General features: G+C 29.3%; 24 protein-coding genes and 1 tRNA gene. 13 read left to right on the plus strand and 12 right to left on the minus strand.

Features of this window, described 5'->3' with window-relative positions; all coding sequences use genetic code 11:
* Nucleotides 1-14 precede the first annotated feature (14 nt).
* Nucleotides 15-725 carry an SDR family NAD(P)-dependent oxidoreductase gene (locus tag AC5SLN_RS06405; RefSeq protein ID WP_494577981.1) on the plus strand — a complete coding sequence of 237 codons (711 nt, stop codon included), beginning with the start codon at nucleotides 15-17 and terminating at the stop codon, nucleotides 723-725.
* Nucleotides 700-1,791 carry a PQQ-dependent sugar dehydrogenase gene (locus AC5SLN_RS06410; RefSeq protein ID WP_494593308.1) on the plus strand — a complete coding sequence of 364 codons (1,092 nt, stop codon included), beginning with the start codon at nucleotides 700-702 and terminating at the stop codon, nucleotides 1,789-1,791. Before AC5SLN_RS06405 ends, AC5SLN_RS06410 begins: the two co-directional genes overlap by 26 nt.
* A 2-nt stretch (nucleotides 1,792-1,793) precedes the next feature.
* Here the strand turns inward: AC5SLN_RS06410 and AC5SLN_RS06415 are convergent, their stop codons facing one another.
* The 7 genes from AC5SLN_RS06415 to hemC are packed head-to-tail and all read right to left on the minus strand — an operon-like array spanning nucleotide 1,794 to nucleotide 7,390.
* Nucleotides 1,794-2,846, minus strand: a complete 1,053-nt coding sequence (locus AC5SLN_RS06415) for an MBL fold metallo-hydrolase (protein WP_494593309.1) — start codon at nucleotides 2,844-2,846, stop codon at nucleotides 1,794-1,796.
* 16 nt (nucleotides 2,847-2,862) lie between these two features.
* Nucleotides 2,863-3,537, minus strand: a complete 675-nt coding sequence (locus AC5SLN_RS06420) for an FkbM family methyltransferase (protein ID WP_494577986.1) — start codon at nucleotides 3,535-3,537, stop codon at nucleotides 2,863-2,865.
* The gene (locus tag AC5SLN_RS06425) at nucleotides 3,538-4,383 is read right to left on the minus strand and encodes a bifunctional 5,10-methylenetetrahydrofolate dehydrogenase/5,10-methenyltetrahydrofolate cyclohydrolase (protein WP_271486119.1); all 846 of its coding nucleotides are present in this window, start codon (nucleotides 4,381-4,383) and stop codon (nucleotides 3,538-3,540) included.
* 8 nt (nucleotides 4,384-4,391) lie between these two features.
* On the minus strand, nucleotides 4,392-4,682 hold the full coding sequence (locus AC5SLN_RS06430) for a YggT family protein (RefSeq protein WP_006997601.1): 291 nt from the start codon (nucleotides 4,680-4,682) through the stop codon (nucleotides 4,392-4,394).
* Entirely contained in the window at nucleotides 4,679-5,764 is a 1,086-nt protein-coding gene (locus tag AC5SLN_RS06435; RefSeq protein WP_271486123.1) for a mechanosensitive ion channel family protein, read from the minus strand. The genes AC5SLN_RS06430 and AC5SLN_RS06435 overlap by 4 nt, the downstream gene beginning before the upstream one ends.
* A gap of 2 nt (nucleotides 5,765-5,766) precedes the next feature.
* Entirely contained in the window at nucleotides 5,767-6,465 is a 699-nt protein-coding gene (locus AC5SLN_RS06440; protein WP_494593310.1) for a uroporphyrinogen-III synthase, read from the minus strand.
* Between the two features lies 1 nt (nucleotide 6,466).
* Nucleotides 6,467-7,390: a hydroxymethylbilane synthase gene (gene hemC / locus AC5SLN_RS06445; protein WP_494593311.1), complete on the minus strand. Its 924-nt coding sequence runs from the start codon at nucleotides 7,388-7,390 to the stop codon at nucleotides 6,467-6,469.
* A 59-nt stretch (nucleotides 7,391-7,449) separates the two neighbouring features.
* On the opposite strand from hemC, the gene tsaD reads away from it, so the two are divergent.
* The 3 genes from tsaD (at nucleotide 7,450) to AC5SLN_RS06460 (ending at nucleotide 10,852) form a co-directional block, all read left to right on the plus strand.
* On the plus strand, nucleotides 7,450-8,523 hold the full coding sequence (gene tsaD, locus AC5SLN_RS06450; protein ID WP_494593313.1) for a tRNA (adenosine(37)-N6)-threonylcarbamoyltransferase complex transferase subunit TsaD: 1,074 nt from the start codon (nucleotides 7,450-7,452) through the stop codon (nucleotides 8,521-8,523).
* Between the two features lie 250 nt (nucleotides 8,524-8,773).
* Complete coding sequence (locus AC5SLN_RS06455) at nucleotides 8,774-10,015, plus strand: DegT/DnrJ/EryC1/StrS family aminotransferase (RefSeq protein ID WP_494593314.1); 1,242 nt, start codon at nucleotides 8,774-8,776, stop codon at nucleotides 10,013-10,015.
* Nucleotides 10,016-10,852 (plus strand): NAD-dependent epimerase/dehydratase family protein, encoded by an 837-nt coding sequence (locus AC5SLN_RS06460; RefSeq protein ID WP_494593316.1) that lies wholly within the window; start codon nucleotides 10,016-10,018, stop codon nucleotides 10,850-10,852.
* Here the strand turns inward: AC5SLN_RS06460 and AC5SLN_RS06465 are convergent.
* A complete protein-coding gene (locus tag AC5SLN_RS06465; protein ID WP_494593318.1) occupies nucleotides 10,834-12,033 on the minus strand; it encodes a glycosyltransferase in 1,200 nt (399 codons plus the stop codon). The two genes, AC5SLN_RS06460 and AC5SLN_RS06465, sit on opposite strands and share 19 nt — an antisense overlap.
* Nucleotides 12,034-12,303: 270 nt before the next feature.
* On the minus strand, nucleotides 12,304-12,852 hold the full coding sequence (locus AC5SLN_RS06470; protein WP_494593320.1) for a 2OG-Fe(II) oxygenase: 549 nt from the start codon (nucleotides 12,850-12,852) through the stop codon (nucleotides 12,304-12,306).
* 83 nt (nucleotides 12,853-12,935) lie between these two features.
* Here AC5SLN_RS06470 and AC5SLN_RS06475 point away from each other — a divergent pair, with 83 nt between their 5' ends.
* A complete protein-coding gene (locus tag AC5SLN_RS06475) occupies nucleotides 12,936-13,349 on the plus strand; it encodes an EVE domain-containing protein (RefSeq protein ID WP_494593322.1) in 414 nt (137 codons plus the stop codon).
* Nucleotides 13,350-13,355: 6 nt separating this feature from the next.
* On the plus strand, nucleotides 13,356-15,398 hold the full coding sequence (gene acs / locus AC5SLN_RS06480; RefSeq protein ID WP_494593323.1) for an acetate--CoA ligase: 2,043 nt from the start codon (nucleotides 13,356-13,358) through the stop codon (nucleotides 15,396-15,398).
* Here acs and AC5SLN_RS06485 read toward each other — a convergent pair.
* Nucleotides 15,395-16,018 carry an esterase gene (locus tag AC5SLN_RS06485; protein WP_494593324.1) on the minus strand — a complete coding sequence of 208 codons (624 nt, stop codon included), beginning with the start codon at nucleotides 16,016-16,018 and terminating at the stop codon, nucleotides 15,395-15,397. The two genes, acs and AC5SLN_RS06485, sit on opposite strands and share 4 nt — an antisense overlap.
* A 135-nt stretch (nucleotides 16,019-16,153) precedes the next feature.
* Between AC5SLN_RS06485 and AC5SLN_RS06490 the strand changes: the two genes are divergently transcribed.
* From AC5SLN_RS06490 to purH, 6 genes are all read left to right on the plus strand, one after another.
* A complete protein-coding gene (locus AC5SLN_RS06490) occupies nucleotides 16,154-16,414 on the plus strand; it encodes a DUF4212 domain-containing protein (RefSeq protein WP_006997592.1) in 261 nt (86 codons plus the stop codon).
* The gene (locus tag AC5SLN_RS06495; protein WP_494593325.1) at nucleotides 16,414-18,222 is read left to right on the plus strand and encodes a sodium:solute symporter family protein; all 1,809 of its coding nucleotides are present in this window, start codon (nucleotides 16,414-16,416) and stop codon (nucleotides 18,220-18,222) included. Before AC5SLN_RS06490 ends, AC5SLN_RS06495 begins: the two co-directional genes overlap by 1 nt.
* A gap of 78 nt (nucleotides 18,223-18,300) precedes the next feature.
* Nucleotides 18,301-18,657, plus strand: coding sequence for a hypothetical protein (locus tag AC5SLN_RS06500; protein WP_020168932.1), 357 nt, complete (start codon nucleotides 18,301-18,303; stop codon nucleotides 18,655-18,657).
* Between the two features lie 28 nt (nucleotides 18,658-18,685).
* Nucleotides 18,686-19,345 (plus strand): ribulose-phosphate 3-epimerase, encoded by a 660-nt coding sequence (gene rpe / locus AC5SLN_RS06505; RefSeq protein WP_018413669.1) that lies wholly within the window; start codon nucleotides 18,686-18,688, stop codon nucleotides 19,343-19,345.
* Nucleotides 19,346-19,349: 4 nt separating this feature from the next.
* Nucleotides 19,350-20,960: a heparinase II/III family protein gene (locus AC5SLN_RS06510; protein ID WP_494593326.1), complete on the plus strand. Its 1,611-nt coding sequence runs from the start codon at nucleotides 19,350-19,352 to the stop codon at nucleotides 20,958-20,960.
* Nucleotides 20,939-22,495 (plus strand): bifunctional phosphoribosylaminoimidazolecarboxamide formyltransferase/IMP cyclohydrolase, encoded by a 1,557-nt coding sequence (gene purH, locus AC5SLN_RS06515; RefSeq protein WP_494593327.1) that lies wholly within the window; start codon nucleotides 20,939-20,941, stop codon nucleotides 22,493-22,495. The genes AC5SLN_RS06510 and purH overlap by 22 nt, the downstream gene beginning before the upstream one ends.
* Here purH and AC5SLN_RS06520 read toward each other — a convergent pair.
* Together AC5SLN_RS06520 and AC5SLN_RS06525 are read right to left on the minus strand one after the other, a co-directional pair.
* A complete protein-coding gene (locus AC5SLN_RS06520; RefSeq protein ID WP_494593329.1) occupies nucleotides 22,485-22,829 on the minus strand; it encodes a 4a-hydroxytetrahydrobiopterin dehydratase in 345 nt (114 codons plus the stop codon). The genes purH and AC5SLN_RS06520 overlap by 11 nt on opposite strands.
* A 22-nt stretch (nucleotides 22,830-22,851) precedes the next feature.
* Nucleotides 22,852-22,926: transfer RNA gene (locus AC5SLN_RS06525), tRNA-Gly, on the minus strand.
* Nucleotides 22,927-22,957: the final 31 nt, after the last annotated feature.

Here is a 22,957-nt window from a genome sequence, read left to right on the forward strand (position 1 = left end):
TAAATAAAAATTATATGTCAGAAAAATATCTTATCTTTGGTGCGACAGGTTCTGTGGGTTCCAGCTTAGCTGAACAATTGAAAAATTCAGGAAATGATATTCATCTAATAGCAAGAAATGAAAATGAAGTTAAAACTATTGCAGAAAGATTAGGCTGCACTTATACGGTTGCTGACGTGTTAGAAGAAGGATTTATAGAAAAAGTAAAATCAGACATCAGTGAAATTAAGGGTATCGCTTACTGTGTAGGATCTATTGATTTAAAACCATTAAGGATGGTTACAGAAGCAGATATGAATAAATGTATGAAACTAAACCTTTATTCAGCTATTGAAGCGATAAAAGGATTTCAAGAAAGTTTAAAAAAGAACAAAGGCTCAGTTGTTTTATTTTCAACTGTTGCTGCTCAAAGAGGTTTTACTAATCATACAATTATTGCTTCTGCTAAGGCTGCAGTTGAGGGACTAACTGTTACACTAGCTGCTGAGTTTGCTCCACATATTAGAGTAAATTGTATTGCACCCAGTTTATCAAAATCTAAAATTGCAGAACCAATGTTAAAAAATCCTGCAATTGCAGAAGGAATTGCTAAAGCTCATCCTCTTAAAAGATTGGGTGAAGGAAAAGATTCTGCAGCGCTTGCAAAATTTTTAATTACTGAAGAGAGTTCTTGGATTACTGGACAGATAATAGCTGTTGATGGTGGTAGATCAAAACTTTCTTAAAGTGAAAAAGTATTTTTTATTAGTAATTTTTTTTCTTTTATTTGCTTCAAAAAGCTATTCCAATAATTATACATTCACTAAAATTATAGAGTTAGATGAACCTTGGGGATCATCCTTTATTAACAATGATGAAATCATTATTACTGAAAAAAGTGGAAAAATTAAAATTATTAATCTTATTTCAAAAGAAGTTACAGAGATTAAACATAATCTTAATTTTTTAGAAGTCGGCCAAGGTGGGTTATTAGATATTATTTACCAAGATAATACTCTGTGGATTTCTTATTCAGAAAATAGGGGAAATTTAAAAACAAGCACATCAATTGCAAAAGCACAATTAAACAAACAAGAATTAAATTTTAAAAATATTTTTCAAGCAAACCCTCCTATAGATTCTGGTTATCATTTTGGTTCAAGATTAGCGATTAAAGATAATTATATTTATGCATCAGCTGGTGAAAGAGGCCAAGGTATGATTGCCCAAGATCCCACAAAACATCCTGGTAGTATTATTAGAATTCATACTGATGGTCGTATTCCCAAAGATAACCCAAAGTTTACTGGTAAACCAGATTGGTTGCCTGAAATTTATCAAATAGGTGTTCGTAATCCACAAGGTTTAACACTCTCTAATTATGATGGAAAAATATATTTAAGTAATCATGGTGCAAGAGGTGGTGATTGGTTTGGAGAGGCAAAAAAAGGAGAAAATTATGGATGGAAAATTTTAGGCTGGGGTGGAAAAAATTATTCTGGAATTTCTATTGGTCCAAAATGGAAGCCAGGTTTTACTAAAGCAATTCAATATTGGGTACCTTCAATAGCTACAAGTGCTATTACAATTTACAGAGGAAATGAGTTTAAAGAGTGGAATGGGCATGCACTAGTTACTTCTTTAAAGGATAGATCTTTAAGAAAACTAATATTTAATGATCCAACTAATGTGAAAGAAGATGTTATATTTAAAGATAATGTTGGAAGAATAAGAGATATTCAAGTTCATCCGTCTAATGGTAAAATATTTTTCTTAAGTGAAAATGCTTTATGGATAATGGAAAAAAAATAATCTTAATTAGATAATATATTTTTTAATGAATTTATCTCTCCAATTTTAAAGATAATAGCATCCTCTTTTTTAAAACCATACTTTTCTGCACTAGCTTTAAATCTTACTGGTGGTTCCATAATAGGTTCCAGGGATAAAACAAAAGTTCCCCAGTGTGTTCCCATAACCTTTTTACTTCTTAAATCTTGTGCTACATTTAAAGCTTCTTCTGGTGTTGTGTGATAAATTGATTTATCAAACATCGGCTTAAAGTCATAAGCTCCAATATTAATCATTGTTAAATCAATTGGACCATATTTTTCACCTAATTCTTTGTAAATATTTCCATAGCCAGTATCGCAAGCAAATAAGATTTTTTTACCCTTATATTCAATTAAGAAATTGCCCCAGAGTGTTTTGTTCATATCTGTAAGGCTTCTCTTCGACCAATGGACAGCTGGGAGTAATGTTACTTTTAGATCATCATTAAGCTGAATTTCCTCATACCAATCCATTTCATTTACATCTTTAAATTTATTTTTTGTAAAGTATTTTCCAAGATTTAGTGGTGCCAAAACTTTTGTATTCTTAAACGGATATTTTCTAATGGTGCCCATATCTTGATGATCATAATGATTATGTGTTAATAATAATAAATCAGTCTTTGGAATTTCATTTAAATTTAAAGCAGGCTCAGTAAATCTGTCTGGGCCAAAAATTAAAGGTCCCGCATTTTTTGAAAACACTGGGTCAGTTATAATTGTTATATCTCCAAGTTTAATTAAGTAAGTAGCATGACCAATCCAAGCAATATAATCTTCATTTTTATACTTTTCTAAATCAGATAAAACTTTTTCTTTATCAACAACGTGTTCTTTTGGAACAGTCATATCTATTTTTTTTTTCAATTTAATGAATTGTGTATATGAAAACTTCGCTTGACTAGTTCTAACAGGTGATCCTTCTGGATTTCTAAAAGTTCCATCTGGTAAATGATGATAAGGTTTTTTTTCCATAGTAATTATTGGTGAGTTATAAATTGTAATTATAATTAGAAAAGTTAAAAATTTTTTCATCTATCTTTTCTTAATTTTACAATCTTTTAAAAATATGACTAAAAACTCCTGACCATAATAATTTATAGTTTTTATCAATTAAAAAATTATAGATATCACTTTTTTCTATTTCTTTTGCGTGAATTTCAACACACACTAATTCTGGTTTAAACTTATCAAAAGATAGTCCCCTTAGAACTTTTAGGTCAGCCCCCTCTACATCAATATCTAAAAGATCAATTTTAGAATCTTTATATTTATCTCTGCTCAGTATTTCATCCAAAGTAAAAGCTTCTATTTCTTTTTCTTTAATCTCGCCTTGGAACACACTTTCTGCCTGCCCCTTTTCTATTGTACTTAACTGACTAAGTTCTTTTTGATAAAATAGTTTTATATTTTTATTTTTATCTGAAATTGCACAATTATAGTTAAGATCTTTTGGTCTCATAAAGTTAAAAAGGTCAATAGAAAATTGACTTGTATCTATGTTAACTCCACTCCAATTCTGCATATGTAATAGGTGAGTATTATTTCTATGTATAGGGTGGTAGCAACCAACATCTACATAAAAACCATTTTTTTTGTCTTTAAAGTAATTTAAAATAGCGGTGTCTTCATTATTCATTGCATAAGATTTTTTTTTAATAAAAAATTTATGCTTAATGTAAATACTGTGAAGTATATGAAGTTTTTTGAATATTTTTTTTAACACTTATTTTTGTGATCTTTTAAAGCACTCAATAGTATTTTTTAATAAACAAGCAATAGTCATTGGTCCTACTCCACCTGGAACGGGTGTTAAAGCTCTTGCAACTTTTGAAACTTCTTCAAAAGCAACATCACCAACAATACCGTTTTCAGTTTTATTGATCCCAACATCTATTACAATTGCATCTTTTTTAACCCAGTCCGCTTTCACAAGCTCTGGAATGCCAACAGCAGCAACGATAATATCTGCCTCCAAGCATTCTGCTTTTAAATCTTTGGTCTTTGAATGAGTAATTGTTACCGTGCAATTTTCTTTTAAAAGTAACTGCGCCATTGGTTTACCGTTTAAATTTGATCTACCAATCATAACCGCTTTTTTTCCACTCAAATTTGGTTCAATTTTTTTAATCATTAAATAACATCCTAAAGGAGTACAAGGAACTGAACTTTCATAGCCTGAAGAAAGATTTCCAACATTCATTGGGTGAAACCCATCAACATCTTTTCCTGGTAAAATAGTTTCAATAACTTTTTGCTTATCGATATGTTTTGGTAAAGGTAGTTGAACTAAAATTCCTGAAATACTTTCATCTTTATTTAATTCTTCAATTTTATCTAATACTGTTTTTTCTTCCACAGCTTCAGGGTATCTAATTACTTCAGATTTTAACCCTACTTCATTCGCAGCTTTCTCTTTCATACGAACATAAATTTGACTAGGGGCCATTTCTCCAATTAAAATAACTGTAAGTCCGGGAATTTTATTGTGTTTAGCTTTTAGCTCTACGACCTCTTGTCTTAATTCTTCTCTAAGTTCAGCTGCTATTTTTTTTCCGTCTATTAAAATCATGTGTTCCCCTAAAAAATCATTGGCGCAATGTACAACTTCATACACATTTCTATAAACCAAATCAATAAAAGTAATATAACTGGTGAAATATCTATTGATCCTAAATTAGGTAAAAAACTTCTTATTTTATTAAGTGCAGGGTTTGTTAATCGATAAGTTACCTCTAAAATAGAATAAACAAATCTATTTTGAGTATTTAAAACATTAAATGCAACAAGCCAGCTGATAACTACATTTGCAATTACCACATAAGAATAAAGCTTTAATATTTGAAGAACCAAATAAAAAATTGCTATCATTTTTTCTCGATATAAATTGACTGACTTGGGAATGCAAATGAAGCTTTGTTTCCTTCTACTATTTCTTTAATTGCAATCGCTAATCTTTCTTTAACTAAAAGAGAGTCGCTCCAACTGTTGCTGGCCGTAAAACATCTAACTAATAAATCTATTGAGCTATCAGAAAACTTTTCAATTCTTACCGCAACACCAACACTTTGGTTGAAGTCCTCGCTTTTATTAATATAGTTTTCTATTTCTTCTCTTACTTTTTTTAACTGTGCAACAGTGGTATCGTATTGAAGAGTAATGGACCATCTTATTCTCCAATTGGTTGTTTCACTAATATTAACTACTGAGTTTTCAGCAAATTGAAAATTTGGAATTATTGCTAAAGATTTATCAAATTTTCTAATCACTGTTGATCTAAATCCAATTTTTTCAACAATACCTTCAATTGTTCCTTCAACTAAAATCCAATCTCCAATTTTAAATCTTTTTTCAACTAAAACTAAAATTCCTGATATTAAATTTTTAAATAAGTCTTGTGCGCCTAAAGCAACTGCAACACCAAATAAACCCAGTCCAGCAATAATTGGTCCAATTTTTATTCCCCAAAGTTCAAGAACAGCCGCTAAACCTAGAATGAAAATCAAAATTTTTAATGATTTAATAATCCAGCCAATTAACTCTCTAGTTAACATTTTATCTAAACCACTTAAAATATAAGAGATGGGTTCAACAATTTGATGTATCACCCAAAAAATAAAAATAGTTATTAAAGTTCTATTAATTGTATCAATAGCTACTTTGCCATCTTCTCCAAAAGACATGTAATAACTTGCAATAAAAAAACCTAGAACAATGGGAAGAAATCTTGCTGGCCCAACCATTGCATGGACGAAAGTGTCATCTAGTTTATTGGTTGTTCTTTTAGAGATACTTTCTAATCTTTTAATAATTACTTTACTGATAATTCCTCTAAAAATTAAAAAAATAAAAAAAATCCCAATTCCAATTAATATTTGAAAAATATCAATACCGTGAATTCCCTTTGACCAAACTGAAAAAAATAAGTCACTAAAATTGTTAAAAATTTCCATAGCTAAATTTTATATAGCAAAAATTCCTCTTCTCCAGGGTTAAAAAGAAAAATTTTTTTCCACTTTATTTCATTAAGAATTGAAGAGGTTTTTTCTCCAATGCACATTAAATTAGTATTCATCCATAGGGTTTCTAGCTGATAACTTTTAATTACTTTTAAAAAATTAATCGCACTATTTTGCGAATAAATGTAAGTAATTTCAGGCATTTTTAATTTTAATTTTTCGATAAAGCTTTCATCGTATTTTTCAATTGGGTTAGCTCTGTAATTAATTAATCGTTCTATCGTATACCCACTCGAAATAAGCTCTTTGTCCAAATCACTAGAGATTATTTCTCCACTTATATAAATTAGCTTTCCATCAGAAGGTTTAAAATTTTGTAAGATTAATTCCTTAAGATTACCAACATTTCCTTCAGCTGCAAAAACATTTTGAAAACCAACGCTTCTAGCTTTTTTTTCAGTAGCACTTCCAACACAAAAGCATTTTAATTTTTTATCAATATTCTTAATATCCAAAAATTTAACAGCATTAGTGCTGGTAAAAATAATTGCTTTAAACTCCGAATAGTTTGGTGCTTCGTATTTTAAACCTTCAATATTAATTAAAGGTAAATGAGATATTTCATGACCCAATGATTGAAATTTTAATATCATTTCATGACAATCTTCTAAAGGTCTTGTAAATAAAATATGCATATTATTTTTTGTAAGAATTATTAGACATCTTTTTAAGAGTTTTTCCCATCTCTATTCCCAATTCTTCTGCTTTATCTACACTTTCAGATGATTTTAAATAAAATCTTTTACTGCCGTCTAGTGAAAAAAGCTCTACTTCAAGATTAATTTTGTTCCCCTCAATGTTTGCAAATGCTCCTACTGCTGTTTCACAATCCCCTTCTAAAACCTTTAAAACATTTCTTTCAGCTTTTATTGAACTATGTGTTGATTGATGATCAACTTGCTTTAATAATTTAATTAAACTTTCATCGTTATCTCTACACTGCAAGGCAATAACTCCTTGTCCAGCACAAGGTATAATTTCTGAAGTAGAAAAAGTTTGAGAGATATTTTGATTTAATCCTAAAGAATCGATTCCAGCATAAGATAAGATAATTGCATCATATAAGTTTTCCTTAAGTTTTCTTATTCTTGTATCAACGTTTCCTCTAATTAATTTACAATCAATATCTTCTCTTATTTTTTTAATCTGAAATTCTCTTCTATATGAGGATGTTCCAATAATTGAATTTGATGCTAAATCTTTTAGATGTTTATTGTCTTTACTAATTAAAATTTCTCTAGGATCATTTCTTTCTAAAAAGCAATCTGTCAACAATCCTCTAGTTTCTTCAGAAGGCATATCTTTTAACGCATGTACAGCTATATCTATTTTTTTTTCTAATAATTCAACCTCTATAGTTTTTGAGAAAAGTCCCTTACCCCCTACTTCAGATAACCTTTTGTCTTGAACTTGATCACCTTTAGTTACAATTTCTTTAATGATTACTTCTTCAATTCCAAAATCTTTTGAATGTTTAAGAATTTTTTCTCTAGCCTTTTCTGCATAGATTAGTGCTAATTTGCTTCCTCTGGTGCCTATAATAATTTTTCTATTTTTCATTTAATTGCTTTATACTTCATATTTATATTGAGAATGTATTATTAATAAAAACATATTTAATGAATAAAAAACCCATAATTTTAGGAATTGAATCAAGCTGTGATGAAACAGCAGCCTCTATCATAACTGAAAATGAGCAAGGTATGCCAACAATTTTATCAAGTATTGTTTCAAGTCAGGTAGATGTTCATAAAGAGTTTGGTGGTGTTGTGCCAGAACTTGCCGCAAGATCCCATATGGAAAAAATAGATTTAATCACAAAAAAAGCATTTGATAAAAGTGGAGTAAAAATGGAAGAACTGGATGCAATAGCAGCCACAGCAGGACCTGGTCTTATGGTCTGTCTGTCTGTTGGTTTAAGTTTTGGAAAAGCAATGGCCTCCTCGCTAAATAAACCTTTTATAGCTGTTAATCATTTAGAAGGACATGCATTAAGCCCAAAACTAAATTCTGAATTAAATTATCCTTATTTATTACTTTTAATCTCTGGAGGTCACACTCAATTTTTAAGTGTGCAAGGCTTAGGAAATTATAAAAGATTAGGAACAACTATTGATGATGCTGTAGGTGAAGCCTTTGATAAAACAGCAAAATTATTAGGAATAGAATTTCCAGGTGGGCCACAAATTGAAGTGTATGCAAAAAAAGGTGATCCCAATAAATATGAGCTACCAAAGCCAATTTTTCATAAAGGAGGGTGTAATTTATCATTTGCGGGTTTAAAGACTGCTGTTTTAAAAATATCAAAACAAATAAAAACTGAACAAGAAAAATATGATCTTGCAGCATCTTTTCAAAAAACAATTGAAGAAATACTATATAAGAAAAGTAAAATTGCTTTTGAAGAATTTAAAAAGATAAACACAACAATTAAAAATAAATTTGTAGTGGCAGGTGGTGTTGCTGCAAACAAGAGAATTAGAGAAGTTCTAACTAATCTTTGCAAAGAAGAGGAATTTGAAGCAATATTTCCACCAACTAATTTATGTGGGGACAATGCTGCAATGATTGCAATGGTTGGATTGGAAAAATATAAGTTAAATCAATTTAGTAAATTAGATATTCCTGCAAAACCTAGATGGCCCTTAGATAAAGATGCGCCCCTTTTAAAAGGTGCAGGAGTAAAACTATAATCACTTACGAACTGGAAAAACCCACATTTATATTTCTTTAAAAAGATTCAAAGAAATCCTTTTGGGCAAAATCTTTACTAATTCTAATTAATAAACATGAATCTTTTGTATATAGTAAGGTACAACTAATTGTGTTAAAATTTTAATATTTAGATCAAAAAAAATAGCACTTGGCATTTTATACAACATAATTTAAATAATCTAGCTAATCTAACAACAGAAGATATTATAAAAATTAAATTTTAATGTTATGAAAAATTTTAAAAAACAATTAAATCAAATTATTAATTTATACAGTAAAAAAAAACAAAAAAACTTTAAATACCCTTTGTTAGATGATGCCTTGTCAAATGAAGATATAATTAAAGGAATTGAAGTTTTGTTGAGAAAAAAAATTACAATGGGAGAAATTACAGAAAGATTTGAATATGAATTTGCAAAATTTTTAAATGTTAAGTATGCGTTAATGGTTAATTCTGGGAGTTCTGCAAACCTATTAGCATCTTTTGCCTTGGTAAATCCCAAAAAAAATAATTTTTTAAAAAAAGGAGACGAATTTTTAATACAGGCACTATGCTGGTCAACTTCCCTTTGGCCATTGGTTCAGGCAGGATTAAAACCAAAATTTGTAGATGTTGATAAAAATACTTTTAACATTGATGATAGAATATTTGAAAAATCTATTTCTAGAAATACAAAAGCTGCAATGATTGTTCATATTCTTGGTAATTCCTCTAACATTACAAAAATATCAGGTGCCCTAAAAAAAAGAGGTATTTTTCTTATAGAGGATACATGTGAGTCATTAGGAACTAAATATAACTCAAAATACCTAGGTACCTTTGGTGATTTTGGAACATATTCGTTTTATTATTCACATCAAATAACTTCTGGCGAAGGTGGAATGATAGTTTGTAATAATAGAAAAGATTTTGAAATTATAAATTCATTAAGAGCACATGGGTGGGATAGAGGAATAAATAAATCACCACAAAATCAAAGATCATTTAATTTTATCAACTCTGGATTTAATTTAAGACCACTTGATATAACAGCTGCTATTGGAATGAATCAATTTAAAAGGCTTAATAAGTTTAAAGAGATAAGAAATTTCAATAGAAAAAAGATTATAGATGCCTTACATCAAGCCAAAAGCTGGAGGAAACAGTTGTCTTTTGTCAATATCTCAAAACAATTAGAGCCTAGTTGGTTTGGGCTGCCCATGTTACTTAATAAAAAATATATAAATAAAAAAAAAAGGTATTTAGATTTACTTAATAAAAATAATATTGAAACAAGACCTATATTAAGTGGAAATTTTATGAATCAAGAAAGTATTAAATTATATAATTTAAATCCAAAAAATATAATATACCCAAATTCACAGGAGATTGAGGATAGAGGATTTTTCATAGGTCTACACACAAAACCAATTACTAATAATGAGCTACAAAAATTAATTAAACAACTATTATCAATAGAAGAAATATAGATGATTAAATGTGGCATAACAGGCGCTACAGGAGTTTTGGGTAAAAAAATAATAAAAGAATTAGATTATAAATTTATTAAATTTAAAAAAAATATTACAAATAAAAATGAAGTTGAAAAATGGATCAAAAAAAATCAATTTGATTTAATAATTCACCTGGCTGCAATCGTTCCTACAAAAACTGTTAAAGAGAATTATATCAAAGCTAAGAATGTGAATTTTATAGGTACAAAAAATTTAGTAGATAGTATTAATAGGTGCAATATTAAGCTTCAGTGGTTTTTTTATGCTTCAACATCTCATGTTTATAAAATAAAAAAAAAAATTGAATATTTAGGAGAAAATTCCAAAAAAAACCCTCATACATTATATGGAAAAACAAAATTAATGTCTGAAAACTACATTAAAAAAAATCTTAGTAAAAAATATGTAGCTTGCATAGGAAGGATCTTTAGTTTTACCGATAAGTCACAAAAAAAAGATTTTTTTTTTCCCTCAATAGTAAATAAAATCTTAAAATCTAAAAAAAAAATTTTAAAATTCGAAAATTTAAATCATTACAGAGACTTTATTAGTACAGAGGATATATGTTTTGCTATAAATACATTGTGGAAAATTAGAGCAAAGGGAACATATAATATTGGTTCTGGGAAAGGTATTTTTCTTGAAGATTTGGTAGCTAGAATATGTCAAAAATTAAAAGTAAAATTTTTTATTAAAAAAAATTACAAAAGCTGCACTTATTTAATTGCTAATATAAAAAAGATAAAAAAAATTAATTGGAAACCAAAAAAAAATATAAATGGTATAATTGATGATTACTTTTTCCACCTTTGAGAAAGATAAATATAGTCATCTATAATTTTTTTATAATTATTTAAAAAGACAGCTTCACTACAATTTTCATTATAATACTTAAGGGCACTATTAACCTTATCTGCAGTTTCCAGCTTATCAGTTAGAAGGTCAGAAATTTTATCTGATAAATCTTGTGGGTCATTTAAATCAATAGGGGTAACAAGTTTTTCTAACTTTTCATCTAAAACTCCCTTTGAATAAAAAACAGGAGTCTTAAAATAAAACGCCTCATAAAGAGGCAGTGTGGACCTTGCAACGTAAGTCGGCATGACTAAGGCTGCACAGTTTTTATACAAAACCGTCACCTCTTCATCGGTAATAAAATTATAAATAAAAAAATAATTATTCAATCCATTATCACTAATTTTTTTTTTTATATAATCTAAATTATCTTTATCTGACGCTGATCCACAAAAAACAATATTAATATCATATTTTTTTTTATCTAAAATTTTAATTGCATCAATAATATATTTATGATTTTTATGCGACCAAAATCGAGCTGGATAAAATAAGAACTTTTTATTTTCAAGACCTAAATCACTAATGACTTTTTGTTTGTCTATGTTTTTTTCTGCGGATGGTAATGAGGGTGTAAATGCCTGAACAACAATTTTTTTCTCAGGACAGTTATAAAGTTTCATTAGTTCTTTTTTTGATCTTTCGGTATCTACTAATATTTTAAAGGCACGATTTACAGATTTTTTTACTATTAAGTTTTTACTCTCAAATAGTCTAGAAGATTCGTACTCGGGAAAATAATTATCTAATTTAAAATTAATATCATATGTTGAAGAAATAAAATTATATCCATCACATACTTTAATAAACCAACTGGGTCCTAGGAATATAACAAAATCAAAATTATTTTTTTTTAAAAACTTTACAAATGGATTTTTGAATTTAAATAAAGACAAAAAAATTTGACAGAAGTAACTTTGAGATAACTGATAAAAAATTCTTGTTAATAAAATATCTTTAAAAAAAATTGTATTTAATTTTTCATTTTTTAATTTAGTAAATATTTGATTGTGTGGTGTAATATAACTAAAATTAATTGAATTATTTTCTAATTTTTTAAGAAGCAGGGCTGATTTCAGTGATTGAAAATATCCACCACCAGCTCCTGTCTCTGCATCAAATATTACTGCAATTTTCATTTAAAAGATTTTTTCATATATTACTTTTATTTGAACTCATTAAAAACCTGTAAATTAAATATATGTATTTTAATAGATGTTTATAATATTCTTTGCTTTTTATTATGTATATATATTTAGAATTTACTTTTGCAAAATAAAAATGTTAAATAAAATTATGGTGACCTGTAAGAAAAATAATTAGATGCATTACTGGTTAATGAAATCTGAATCTGATGTTTGGTCTAATGATCAGCAAAAAACTAATACTAAATTAAGTTTCAATAAATGTTATCTAAACTTTGGTCCTGACATCCATAATGCTAAAGTACTTCTAGTTCCTGAAATTAATTTATTTACTTTATGATTTGTAAAAGAAGGAAATACCACTGCACTACCTGGTTCACTAAACTCTTTACATAAAACCTCCTCTCCCTTAAATAAAATTAATTCTCCTCCTTCGTATTTTTCCTCTGAAAGATTTAATAAACAAGTTAATTTTATATCTTTTATAGGTGATTTTGGGGTCGCATCTATATGCCAGGTATATTCACTTCCTCGTTCATAAGAATTATAATTTAAAATTTTTTGAGAAGTCAATTGATGTAAATCAAATCCAAAACTAGATATATTTGCTGTTTGACAATAGTCAATAAATGGAAATATGTGTCTTTGTATCGTACCAAGTTTAAGAAATTTTACATCTGAAGTTTTTTTAGCACTTATCGCGGGTGCATCTTCTGCGTTAACATTAAGATTTTTTTTAATATTAATGTTAATTTCTTTAATCTGCTCGATATTAAATAAATTTTTTACGTATGAGTATGTGGCTTCTCGCATAAAATTATTATAAATAGTTATAACCACTTATGCAATACTGGTTATTAATTAAGAAAAAATAATAAAGATTGGAGAAAAATTAGATGAACTACTGGTTAATGAAATCAGAACCTGATGTTTGGTCAATTGATCAGCAAAAAAAAACTGGTGCTAAAGGTGCTACCTGGGATGGAGTAAGAAATTACCAGGCAGCTAAAAATTTAAGAGGAATGAAAAAAGGAGACCTTTGTTTTTTTTATCACTCAAATATAGGTAAAGAAATTGTTGGTATAGTTGAGGTTATTAAAGAAGCATTTTTAGACAAAACTGACAAAAATGGTCGATTTGTAGCTGTTCAAGTAAAGTTTAAGGAAAAATTAAAGAAAAGTGTAACTCTAGAAGAGGTTAAAAAAACCAAGTCTCTTAGCCATTTATCACTTATTAAACAAAGTAGATTATCTGTTATGCCAATAGACTCTAAAAGCTGGAAAATTTTAAACAAGATGAGTAATATTTAGAAATATATGCCAAAAAAAAAATCAATATCAAAAGTTAAAAAAGTTTCTAAAAAAACCAAGGCTAAAAAAAAAGTAAAGCCTTTTAAGAAAAAGGTTTTAAAAAAAATTGAAGAAAAAGAATTAATTATAAAAACTAAACTTGAGTGGGTAAAAAGTGCTTTAGTAAATAAAACAAAATATCAAAAAAAATACTCAGACTCGATTAAAAATAACAATGACTTTTGGAAGAATGAGGGGAAAAGAATTACTTGGATTAAACCATATAAAAAAATTAAAGACGTTAAGTACAGTAAAAAAGAAGTTAGAATTAAATGGTATGAAGATGGGACTTTAAATGCTTCTGCTAATTGTATAGACCGTCACCTTAAAGATAAAAAAGATAAAACCGCTATTATTTGGGTGGGGGATGACCCAAAAGATACAAAAAAAATTTCATACAAACAATTACATAATGAAGTTTCAAAAACTGCAAATGGTTTAAGAAAATTAGGAATTAAAAAAGGTGATAGAGTTACAATTTATTTAACTATGATTCCAGAGCTTGCAGTAACAATGCTTGCTTGTGCTAGAATTGGTGCCGTTCATTCTATTATTTTTGGTGGATTTTCAGCAGATTCTATTTCTGGCAGAGTTAATGATTGTGAATCAGAATATATTATTACAGCTGACGAAGGAGTTAGAGGTGGAAAAACTATTCCTTTAAAAGAGATCACAGATGAAGCTTTAAGAAGCTGTCCAAATGTTAAAAAATGTATAGTTGTTAAAAGAACTGGAAACAAAGTGAACTGGAATAAAGATAGAGATATCTGGTATGACAATTTAATTAAAGATGTTCCAAAACATTGTGAGCCAGAAGAAATGAATGCAGAAGATCCTTTGTTTATTCTCTACACATCTGGTTCTACTGGAAAACCAAAGGGGGTTTTACATACAACGGGTGGTTATATGGTTTATGCATCTATGACCCATCAATATGTCTTTAACTATAAACCAAAAGATATTTATTGGTGTACAGCTGATATTGGTTGGGTTACTGGCCATAGTTATATAATTTATGGTCCTCTTGCTAATGGTGCCACAACAATAATGTTTGAAGGAATTCCAACCTACCCTGACAGCTCAAGATGGTGGGAAATCATTGATAAATATAAAGTTAATATTTTTTATACAGCACCCACTGCTATTAGAGCTTTAATGAGAGAGGGAGATAAACCTGTTAAAAAAACCTCAAGAAAATCTTTAAAATTATTAGGTACTGTTGGAGAGCCAATAAATCCTGAAGCTTGGATTTGGTATTATAAAACAATAGGAAATTCTAAATGCCCAATAGTTGATACATGGTGGCAAACTGAGACAGGTGGAATATTAATTAGTCCACAAACAGGTGCTATAAATTTAAAACCAGGGTCGGCTACTAAACCATTCTATGGAATTAAACCTTCAATAGTCGATAAGGACGGAAAAGAAATTAAAGGAGCTGGTGAGGGAAGACTGTGCATTTCTCAATCTTGGCCTGGACAAATGAGAACTGTGTACGGTGATCATCAAAGATTTATTGATACTTATTTTTCTCAATTTGATGGCAAATACTTTACTGGGGATGGGGCTAGAAGAGACAAGGATGGCTACTACTGGATAACTGGTCGTGTAGATGATGTAATTATTGTCTCTGGTCATAACCTTGGAACTGCTGAAATTGAGAGTGCATTTGTTGCTCATCCAAAGGTTGCCGAAGCTGCTGTAGTTGGATACCCACATGACATTAAAGGTAATGGCTTATACTGCTATGTCACTTTAAATGTTGGGGAGATAGCTGACCTAGATCTTGAGAGAGATTTAAAACTTTGGGTAAGAAAACAAATCGGTGCACTAGCGACACCTGACATTATTCATTTCTCACCTGGTCTTCCAAAAACTAGATCTGGGAAAATTATGAGAAGAATTTTAAGAAAAATTGCCGCTAATGAGCATGACCAATTAGGGGATACAACAACTTTAGCAGACCCAAGTGTTGTGCAAAGTTTGGTGGATAATAGAAAGAATATTTAAAATTCTATTAATTTCTCAAATTCTTTTTTAATAATATCCCATTTCAATATCATAGAATTCAATACGATTTTTCGATCTAAAGTTTTAAGCTCTTCAGCTATTGGGGCCCATTTGTATAATGACAAAGCACTAGGATTAAAAGGTAAATCTTTATAATAAATTTCCCAGTTTATATTTTGAAGTCTTTCATTAAAAGTTTTTTTTGCTTCCTCAATAATATCAAGCGGCATCTTGTTGGAAATTTCATCATCTAAAATTTTAGAAAAAATTTCTTTAGACTGGTCAAGGTTTTGGTAATTAAAGTTAACTTTTAAATATGAGAACGTAAATAATGTTAAATCTTGTAAAGCAACAGAATAAATATTCCATCTGGCAATATCAAGAGATGCCATGAACACGTCATTGTCAAAATGAAGAACGTACCTTGTTCCCATCCTGGTTTTTAAATAACTATATAAAGTTACTTGTGTTACCCAAGCAGATTTTGTTTGAATAAAGTGTTCAAGCTCATCTAAATTCTTAATTTTTTTCTTTGGAATAAAAGCCCTAAACATAGCAAACAAGTAAACTTTAAAATCACCAAACGATATGTCTCTCCAAGAGAGTTTATATTTTTGCATAAAAATTCTTATTTATGATCATTATACCTTAAAAAAAGTAAGTAATAAGCACCTAATATGAACAATTTTATGTCTTTTAAAAACTTTCAGAATGGTTATGGTTTCGAAGTTATAACTAAAAATAGAGAGGTATAAATGTCAAACGCAACAAAACACTGGGAAAAGACTAGGTCATTGTTATTCGTAACACTGGCTATTTGGTTTGTTTTCTCAATCGGCATCTTCCTATTTGCAGCTGAAATGAATGAGGTTACAGGACCTTTCGGTTATCCATGGACATACTGGTTTACATGTCAAGGATCTCTTGGAATTTTTGTAATTTTATGTTTCTGGTTTGCTAATAGGCAAGAGAAAATCGATGAAGAATTCGGCTTCAACGAAAGAGGAGATCAATAATGATTAAAGGTAAATTTATAGACAATTTGCCAAAAGTTTACGGAATCTATACAGGAGGTTTTATAGGTTTCATAATCTTAATGGCAATTGGTGAGCAGATGGGTATGACTGCTAAAGCAATAGGTGTTGCTTTTGTAGCCTTTACAATATTCATCTATGCACTGATCGGTTATCTATCAAGAACAGCTCAAGCAGACGCATATTACGTGGCCGGAAGACAAGTGCCCACTGTATTCAATGGAATGGCGACAGCAGCAGACTGGATGTCTGGTGCTTCATTCGTTGCAATGGCAGGTGGTATTTACTTCAAAGGCTATGGATATATGGCTCTACTTGTCGGTTGGACTGGTGGTTACATATTAGTTGCAACTTTATTAGCACCATACTTAAGAAAATTTGGCTGTTACACAGTTCCAGATTTTGTAGGTACAAGATACGGTGGTAATTTAGCGAGACTATGTGCGGTAATAGTTTTAACTGTTGCTTCATTTACGTATGTGACTGCACAGATAAACGCTACAGGTACTATTGCATCTGTTGCTCTAGATATCGACTTTAAATATGCTGTATATATTGGACTAATAAGTATTTTACTTTGTTCAATGTTAGGGGGTATGAGAGCGGTAACTTGGACACAGGTTGCACAATATATCGTGCTAATTATAGCTTACATGCTTCCAATTTTTTGGATCAGTAACAAAATGGGTGCGGGTTTCTTCCCTCACTTTATGTTAGCTGACGAGGTAGCTAGAATTGGTGAGTTAGAACAACAGTTTGGGTTTATTAAAAACTCTGCTGCTGATCTAGCAACGGTACCTAAAGGGTTAGCTGGAATAACTAAAGCACACTCTGCAGTAAATGCAACGCCTTGGGCGTTTATTTCATTAGCATTGGCGATGATGATGGGAACAGCATCATTACCACACGTGATGATGAGATACTTTACTACTCCAAGCGTTAAAGCAGCTAGAAAATCAGTTGGTTGGTCATTATTCTTTATCTTCCTTCTGTATTCTTCTGCGCCAATGTTAGCAACGCTATCAAAACTATCATTGATTGATCCGACATTACCAACTGGTATTATTGGTAAATCATTTGCTGAAGTTCAATCTTTAGATTGGTTCCAAAACTGGAATAGTGCAAACTTGATGTTTATCAGCGACTTTAACGGCAATGGAACTCTTGAACTTAATGAGTTTTTCATGGGCGGTAAAGCTGTTGTGTTAGCAACTCCAGAAATAGCTGGATTACCATATGTAATCTCAGGACTGGTTGCTGCTGGAGGTATGGCTGCTGCCATGTCAACAGCTGATGGTTTGATTCTAGCAATTGCTAATGCGATCTCTCATGATGTTTATTACAAAATGATTGATCCAAAAGCGGAAACTGCAAAAAGACTACTTGTTGCAAGGGTATTACTTGTAGTAATTGGTTTTGCTGGAGCAACTATTGCTGCAATGGAGATCCAAGGTATTTTAGGTTCAGTTATCTGGGCTTTTGACTTTGCGATGTCTGGTTTGTTCTTCCCACTTGTACTAGGTGTATGGTGGAAGAGAGCTAACAAAGAAGGTGCAGTTGCTGGTATGGTTTTAGGTCTTGGTTCTGCTATTTGGTACCTTGTATGGGTAAGAAATGGTGGAAGTGGGTTCTTAGGACTTACTCAGCTAACATTTGGTATCTTCGGAGCAGCTGTTAGTTTTGTTTCAATGGTTGTAGTGAGTTTAATGACTCAAGAACCAGATAAAACAATTCAAAAAATGGTTGATGAAGTTCGTATACCAAGTGGTAAAACTGTTACTGGTAAGTAGAACTAATAAACTTTAATTTTAAGGGGCGATTAATTTCGCCCCTTTTAATTTAATCTCATTTCTAATATAACTCATTAAATGTCAGCAAACTTCCATCCATTAGTTTACTTTATAGATTACTTATTTGGTATGATTATGTGGACTTTAATAGGAAGAGTTGCGATGAATATTTTTCAAAAAGAAGACTCAGAATTCTTTTTTATGAAGATTTTTGTCAAATATACCGATCCACTAATAAAAATTTTTAAACCAATAACCCCTTCTTTCATTATAGGACCTCTGGTTCCATTATATGTAGCATGGTTCTTTTATATGATTAGATTTTACTTTATGCCATGGGTCTTAGGTTATTCTGTAATGGGAATGTTATCATTTCCTCTAGAAAGTGAAATTTCTAAACAAATTTATCAATTATTTAATTCAATTAAATTTTAAAAATTGATACTAGTAGAGCTAGCAATCAATGAAAAAAATACAAATATCTCCTTCAATTTTATCTGCTGACTTTAGTCAATTAGGAAATGAAATAAAAAGACTTGAAGAAGGCGGTGCAGATATGATCCATGTGGATGTGATGGATGGTCATTTTGTTCCTAATTTAACCATGGGTCCACCTATCATAAAATCATTAAGAAAATTTACAAAACTACCATTTGATGTTCATTTAATGATTTCACCCGTGCATAAGTATATTAAAGATTATGCAGACGCAGGTGCAGATATTATTACTATACACCCAGAAGCAACTGAAAATTTAGCAGTCTCTATTGACCATATTAAAAGTTTAGGAAAAAAAGTAGGGGTTTCTTTAAATCCAGAAAGTAAAATTAATTTAATAACTGACTTATTAAATGAGATAGATTTAGTTCTAATTATGAGTGTAAACCCTGGATTTGGAGGACAAAAGTTTATGCCAGAAGTTTTAGAAAAAATTAAAGAATTAAAAAAAATAAGAGATCAAAAGAATATAGATTTTGATATCGAGATTGATGGTGGGATCAATTTTGACAATAATAAACTAGCAATAGAAGCTGGTGCAAATATTTTAGTTTCTGGGACAACTATATTTAAAAATAACAATGGAGATATAAAAAAAAATATAGACCTTTTAAAATCAAGTTAGAATAATGATTTTAAACAATTCATTTAGACTTATTAAAAAAAAAATTCGTCACTTTTATTTAAACTCCTATCTATATAATAAAAAAATTACACCCTCTTCTATTGAGTTACTAGAATATCAGCCAAGCCCTAGCTTGTTAGATGGCCTTATAAAATATGATAAAAAAAAGATTAACATAGAAAATTATTCATTAAATGAAATTTGGGATAATCCAAATTTAAAAGAAAAAGACCAACAAAATTTAAATAGTTTTTTTTGGCTATTTAGCCTAGATCTTAGATCCTCGAAAAAAGATACTCAAAATGTCATTAATCAATGGATTAATATAAATGACAGGTACAACTCTAAAAATTGGAAAATTGATATAATTGGAAAAAGAATAATAGCTTGGATTTCAAATTCTAGGCTTACCTATGAAGATGGCAATATAGATTATAAAGACAGGTTTAACGGCACTATTAAGAAGCAGATCAATCACCTTATTAATGAAATTGAAACCTCTGAATTAATCGATAATAAAATTATAGGGTGTGCAGCTATCATTTTAACTGGTCTATCGTACCCTCAAAATAATAATTATTTAAATACTGGGTTAAGTTTACTAAAAAAATTAGCCAAATATTCATTGGATAATGATGGCTTTCCAAAATCAAGGAATATTAGACAGTTAAGTTTTTACTTAAAATATTTTATATTAATTAGGGAATGGTTCAAAGAATCTCAAAATGAAATACCAGATTTTATAAATGAAAATATATATTATTTAGGTCAGGCTTACGCTTTTATTTGGCAAAACAATAAAATAGATTTTCTCTTTAATGGTAACCATAAAACAAATAATCATAATTTTGACCTTTATTTAAAAAGACTTGGATATAATTTTAAAAATCAAAATAATGAGCTGGGTGGCTATGTGGTCCTTAATAGTAAAAAAAATTCTTTAATAATGGATGTTGGATCGAGTCCAAATAAAAAATTATCTTCAGATTATCAAGCTGGTGCTTTATCTTTTGAGATTATATCAAATAGTAAGAAATTAATTAGTAATTGTGGTTATTTTCAAAAAATTGATCATCAATTAAATGAAATATCTAAGTCAAGCGCAGTCCATAGCACACTAATTTTAGATGACAAGTCCTCTTGTAATTTTAGCAAAGTAAGAGGTAAAAAATCTAAAATTAATCAAGAATTAAGAATATTAAAAAAAAAAGTAGTATTTAAAAAAAATTATTGGAAAATTAATGCTTCTCATGATGGCTATTTAAAACCACATGGTATTGTTCATGATCGAGAAATAGAATTTTACCCAGAACAATTAAAATTCATTGGCCATGATAAAATTATTTCTAACAAGGGTATTAAAAACTTAAAATTTGATATTAGATTTCACTTGGAGCCAAATATTCGATTAATGAAAACTCAAGATGAAAAATCAATACTTATTGATCTTGATGGAGAAGGTTGGAAATTTAGCTCAGAAAATTCTAAAATAAATATTGAAGAAGGGTTATATTTTGGAGAAAAAAATTCTTTTACAAATAATCAAAATATATTTATTTCAGGAATGACTAATGAAGAAAATCAAACTATAAGATGGGAAATCATAAAATTATAATGAAAAAAATAAAAAAAGCTCTTATTTCAGTATCTGATAAAAAAGATTTAGGCAGTCTTTTAAAAGTTTTAGCGAAATACAAAATTGAATTAATTAGCTCTGGTGGCACCTTTAAAGAAATCAAGAAACTTAAATTTAAATGCCAAGAAGTTTCAGAGTATACTGGTTCACCAGAAATTCTTGGTGGAAGAGTTAAAACATTACACCCAAAAATTCATGCTGGTATATTAAGTAAAAGAAACGACAAATCTCACACTAAAGAACTAAAAGCTAATCAATATGATGAAATTGACCTTGTTATTGTTAACTTTTATCCTTTTGAAAAAACTTTAGATCAAACAACCAATCATTCAAAAATAATAGAGAATATTGATGTTGGAGGTCCCACTATGGTTAGGGCAGCTGCCAAAAACTATAACGATGTTACTGTTATTACATCCTCAGATCAATATGAAACCTTAATTAATGAATTGGAAAATAATAAAGGATCAACATCTATTGAATTTAGAGAAAAGATGTCTTTAGAGGCCTTTTCTGAAACAGCTTATTATGATGCTATAATTTCTAACTATTTTAATAAAATTAAAAAAAACAATTTTCCAAAAAAAAAAATTATTTATGGAAATTTAATTGAAAAATTAAGGTATGGTGAAAATCCACATCAAGAAGCTGCAATTTATTCTAAAACTCAAAATCTTAATATTAAACAAATTCATGGTAAGCAGTTAAGTTATAATAATTATAATGATATTTTTTCTGCATTAACAATATCAAAATCTTTACCAAAAAACTCTGGAACCGTTATAGTTAAACACGCTAATCCTTGTGGTGTTTCAATTGAAAAAAATAGTTTAAAAAGTTATAAATTGGCTCTTGCTTCTGATCCAGTTAGCGCTTTTGGTGGAATAGTTTCTTGTAATTTCAAAATGAATAAAATTCTAGCATTAGAGCTTAATAAAATTTTCTTAGAGGTTATCATTGCTAATGGTTTTCAAGCTGATGCTTTAAAAATTTTAAAAAAGAAAAAAAATATAAGAATTATTGATGCATCAGAATTTATGATGAAAGATTTAATAAGATTTAGCTCTGTGAATGAATCTATATTAACACAATCTGAGGATTTAAATGTTTTTGAACCTAAAGATTTCAAAGTTGTTTCAAAACTAAGACCAAATAAATCTCAATTAAAAAATTTAATTTTTGCATTTAATATTTGTAGATATGTAAAATCAAATGCAATTGTTCTTGCAAGCCAAAAGGCAACCGTTGGTATTGGCTCAGGGCAACCTAGTAGACTTGATAGCTGTCAAATTGCTATAGATAAAATGAATAAATTTCAAAATTTAAAAGAAGATGTTGTGGCAGCCTCTGATGCATTTTTTCCATTTGTTGATGGTATTGAAAAATTAGTACAATCAGGAGTTTCAGCTGTAATACAGCCTTCTGGATCAATTAGAGATAAGGAGATAATAAAATTTGCAAACCAAACTGGTACTATTTTAGTTTTCTCTAAAACAAGACATTTTAGACATTGAAAATTTGATCAATTTTTGCTGCTAAAATAAAATCATTTTCTGATAGTCCTTCAATAGCGTGAGTAGTAATTACAATTTTAGCATATCCCCAACCAAAAGAAATATCTGGATGATGATTTTCATTTTCCGATATTTCACTAACTTTATTTATAAAATTTTGACTATTAACAAAATTCTTAAAAATAAAATTTTTCTCTAAAAAATATGTTTCTTTTGTATTTTTTTTAACATCCCAACCATCAACTTTTTTTTGATATTTATGAATTTCACTAATATCAAAAGGTAAAATTCCACCCTCACATGGTACACATTTTTTATTAAGTAAATCACTCATTGATTGGTATGTTTTAAAATTTTGGAGCGGGTCAAGGGAATCGAACCCTCTACCTAATCGTTGGCAACGATTCGCTCTACCAATGAGCTAGACCCGCATACAAACATTATAATTAGTCGTTTTTTTTA

Source organism: Candidatus Pelagibacter sp. PS_31, from assembly GCF_059417865.1.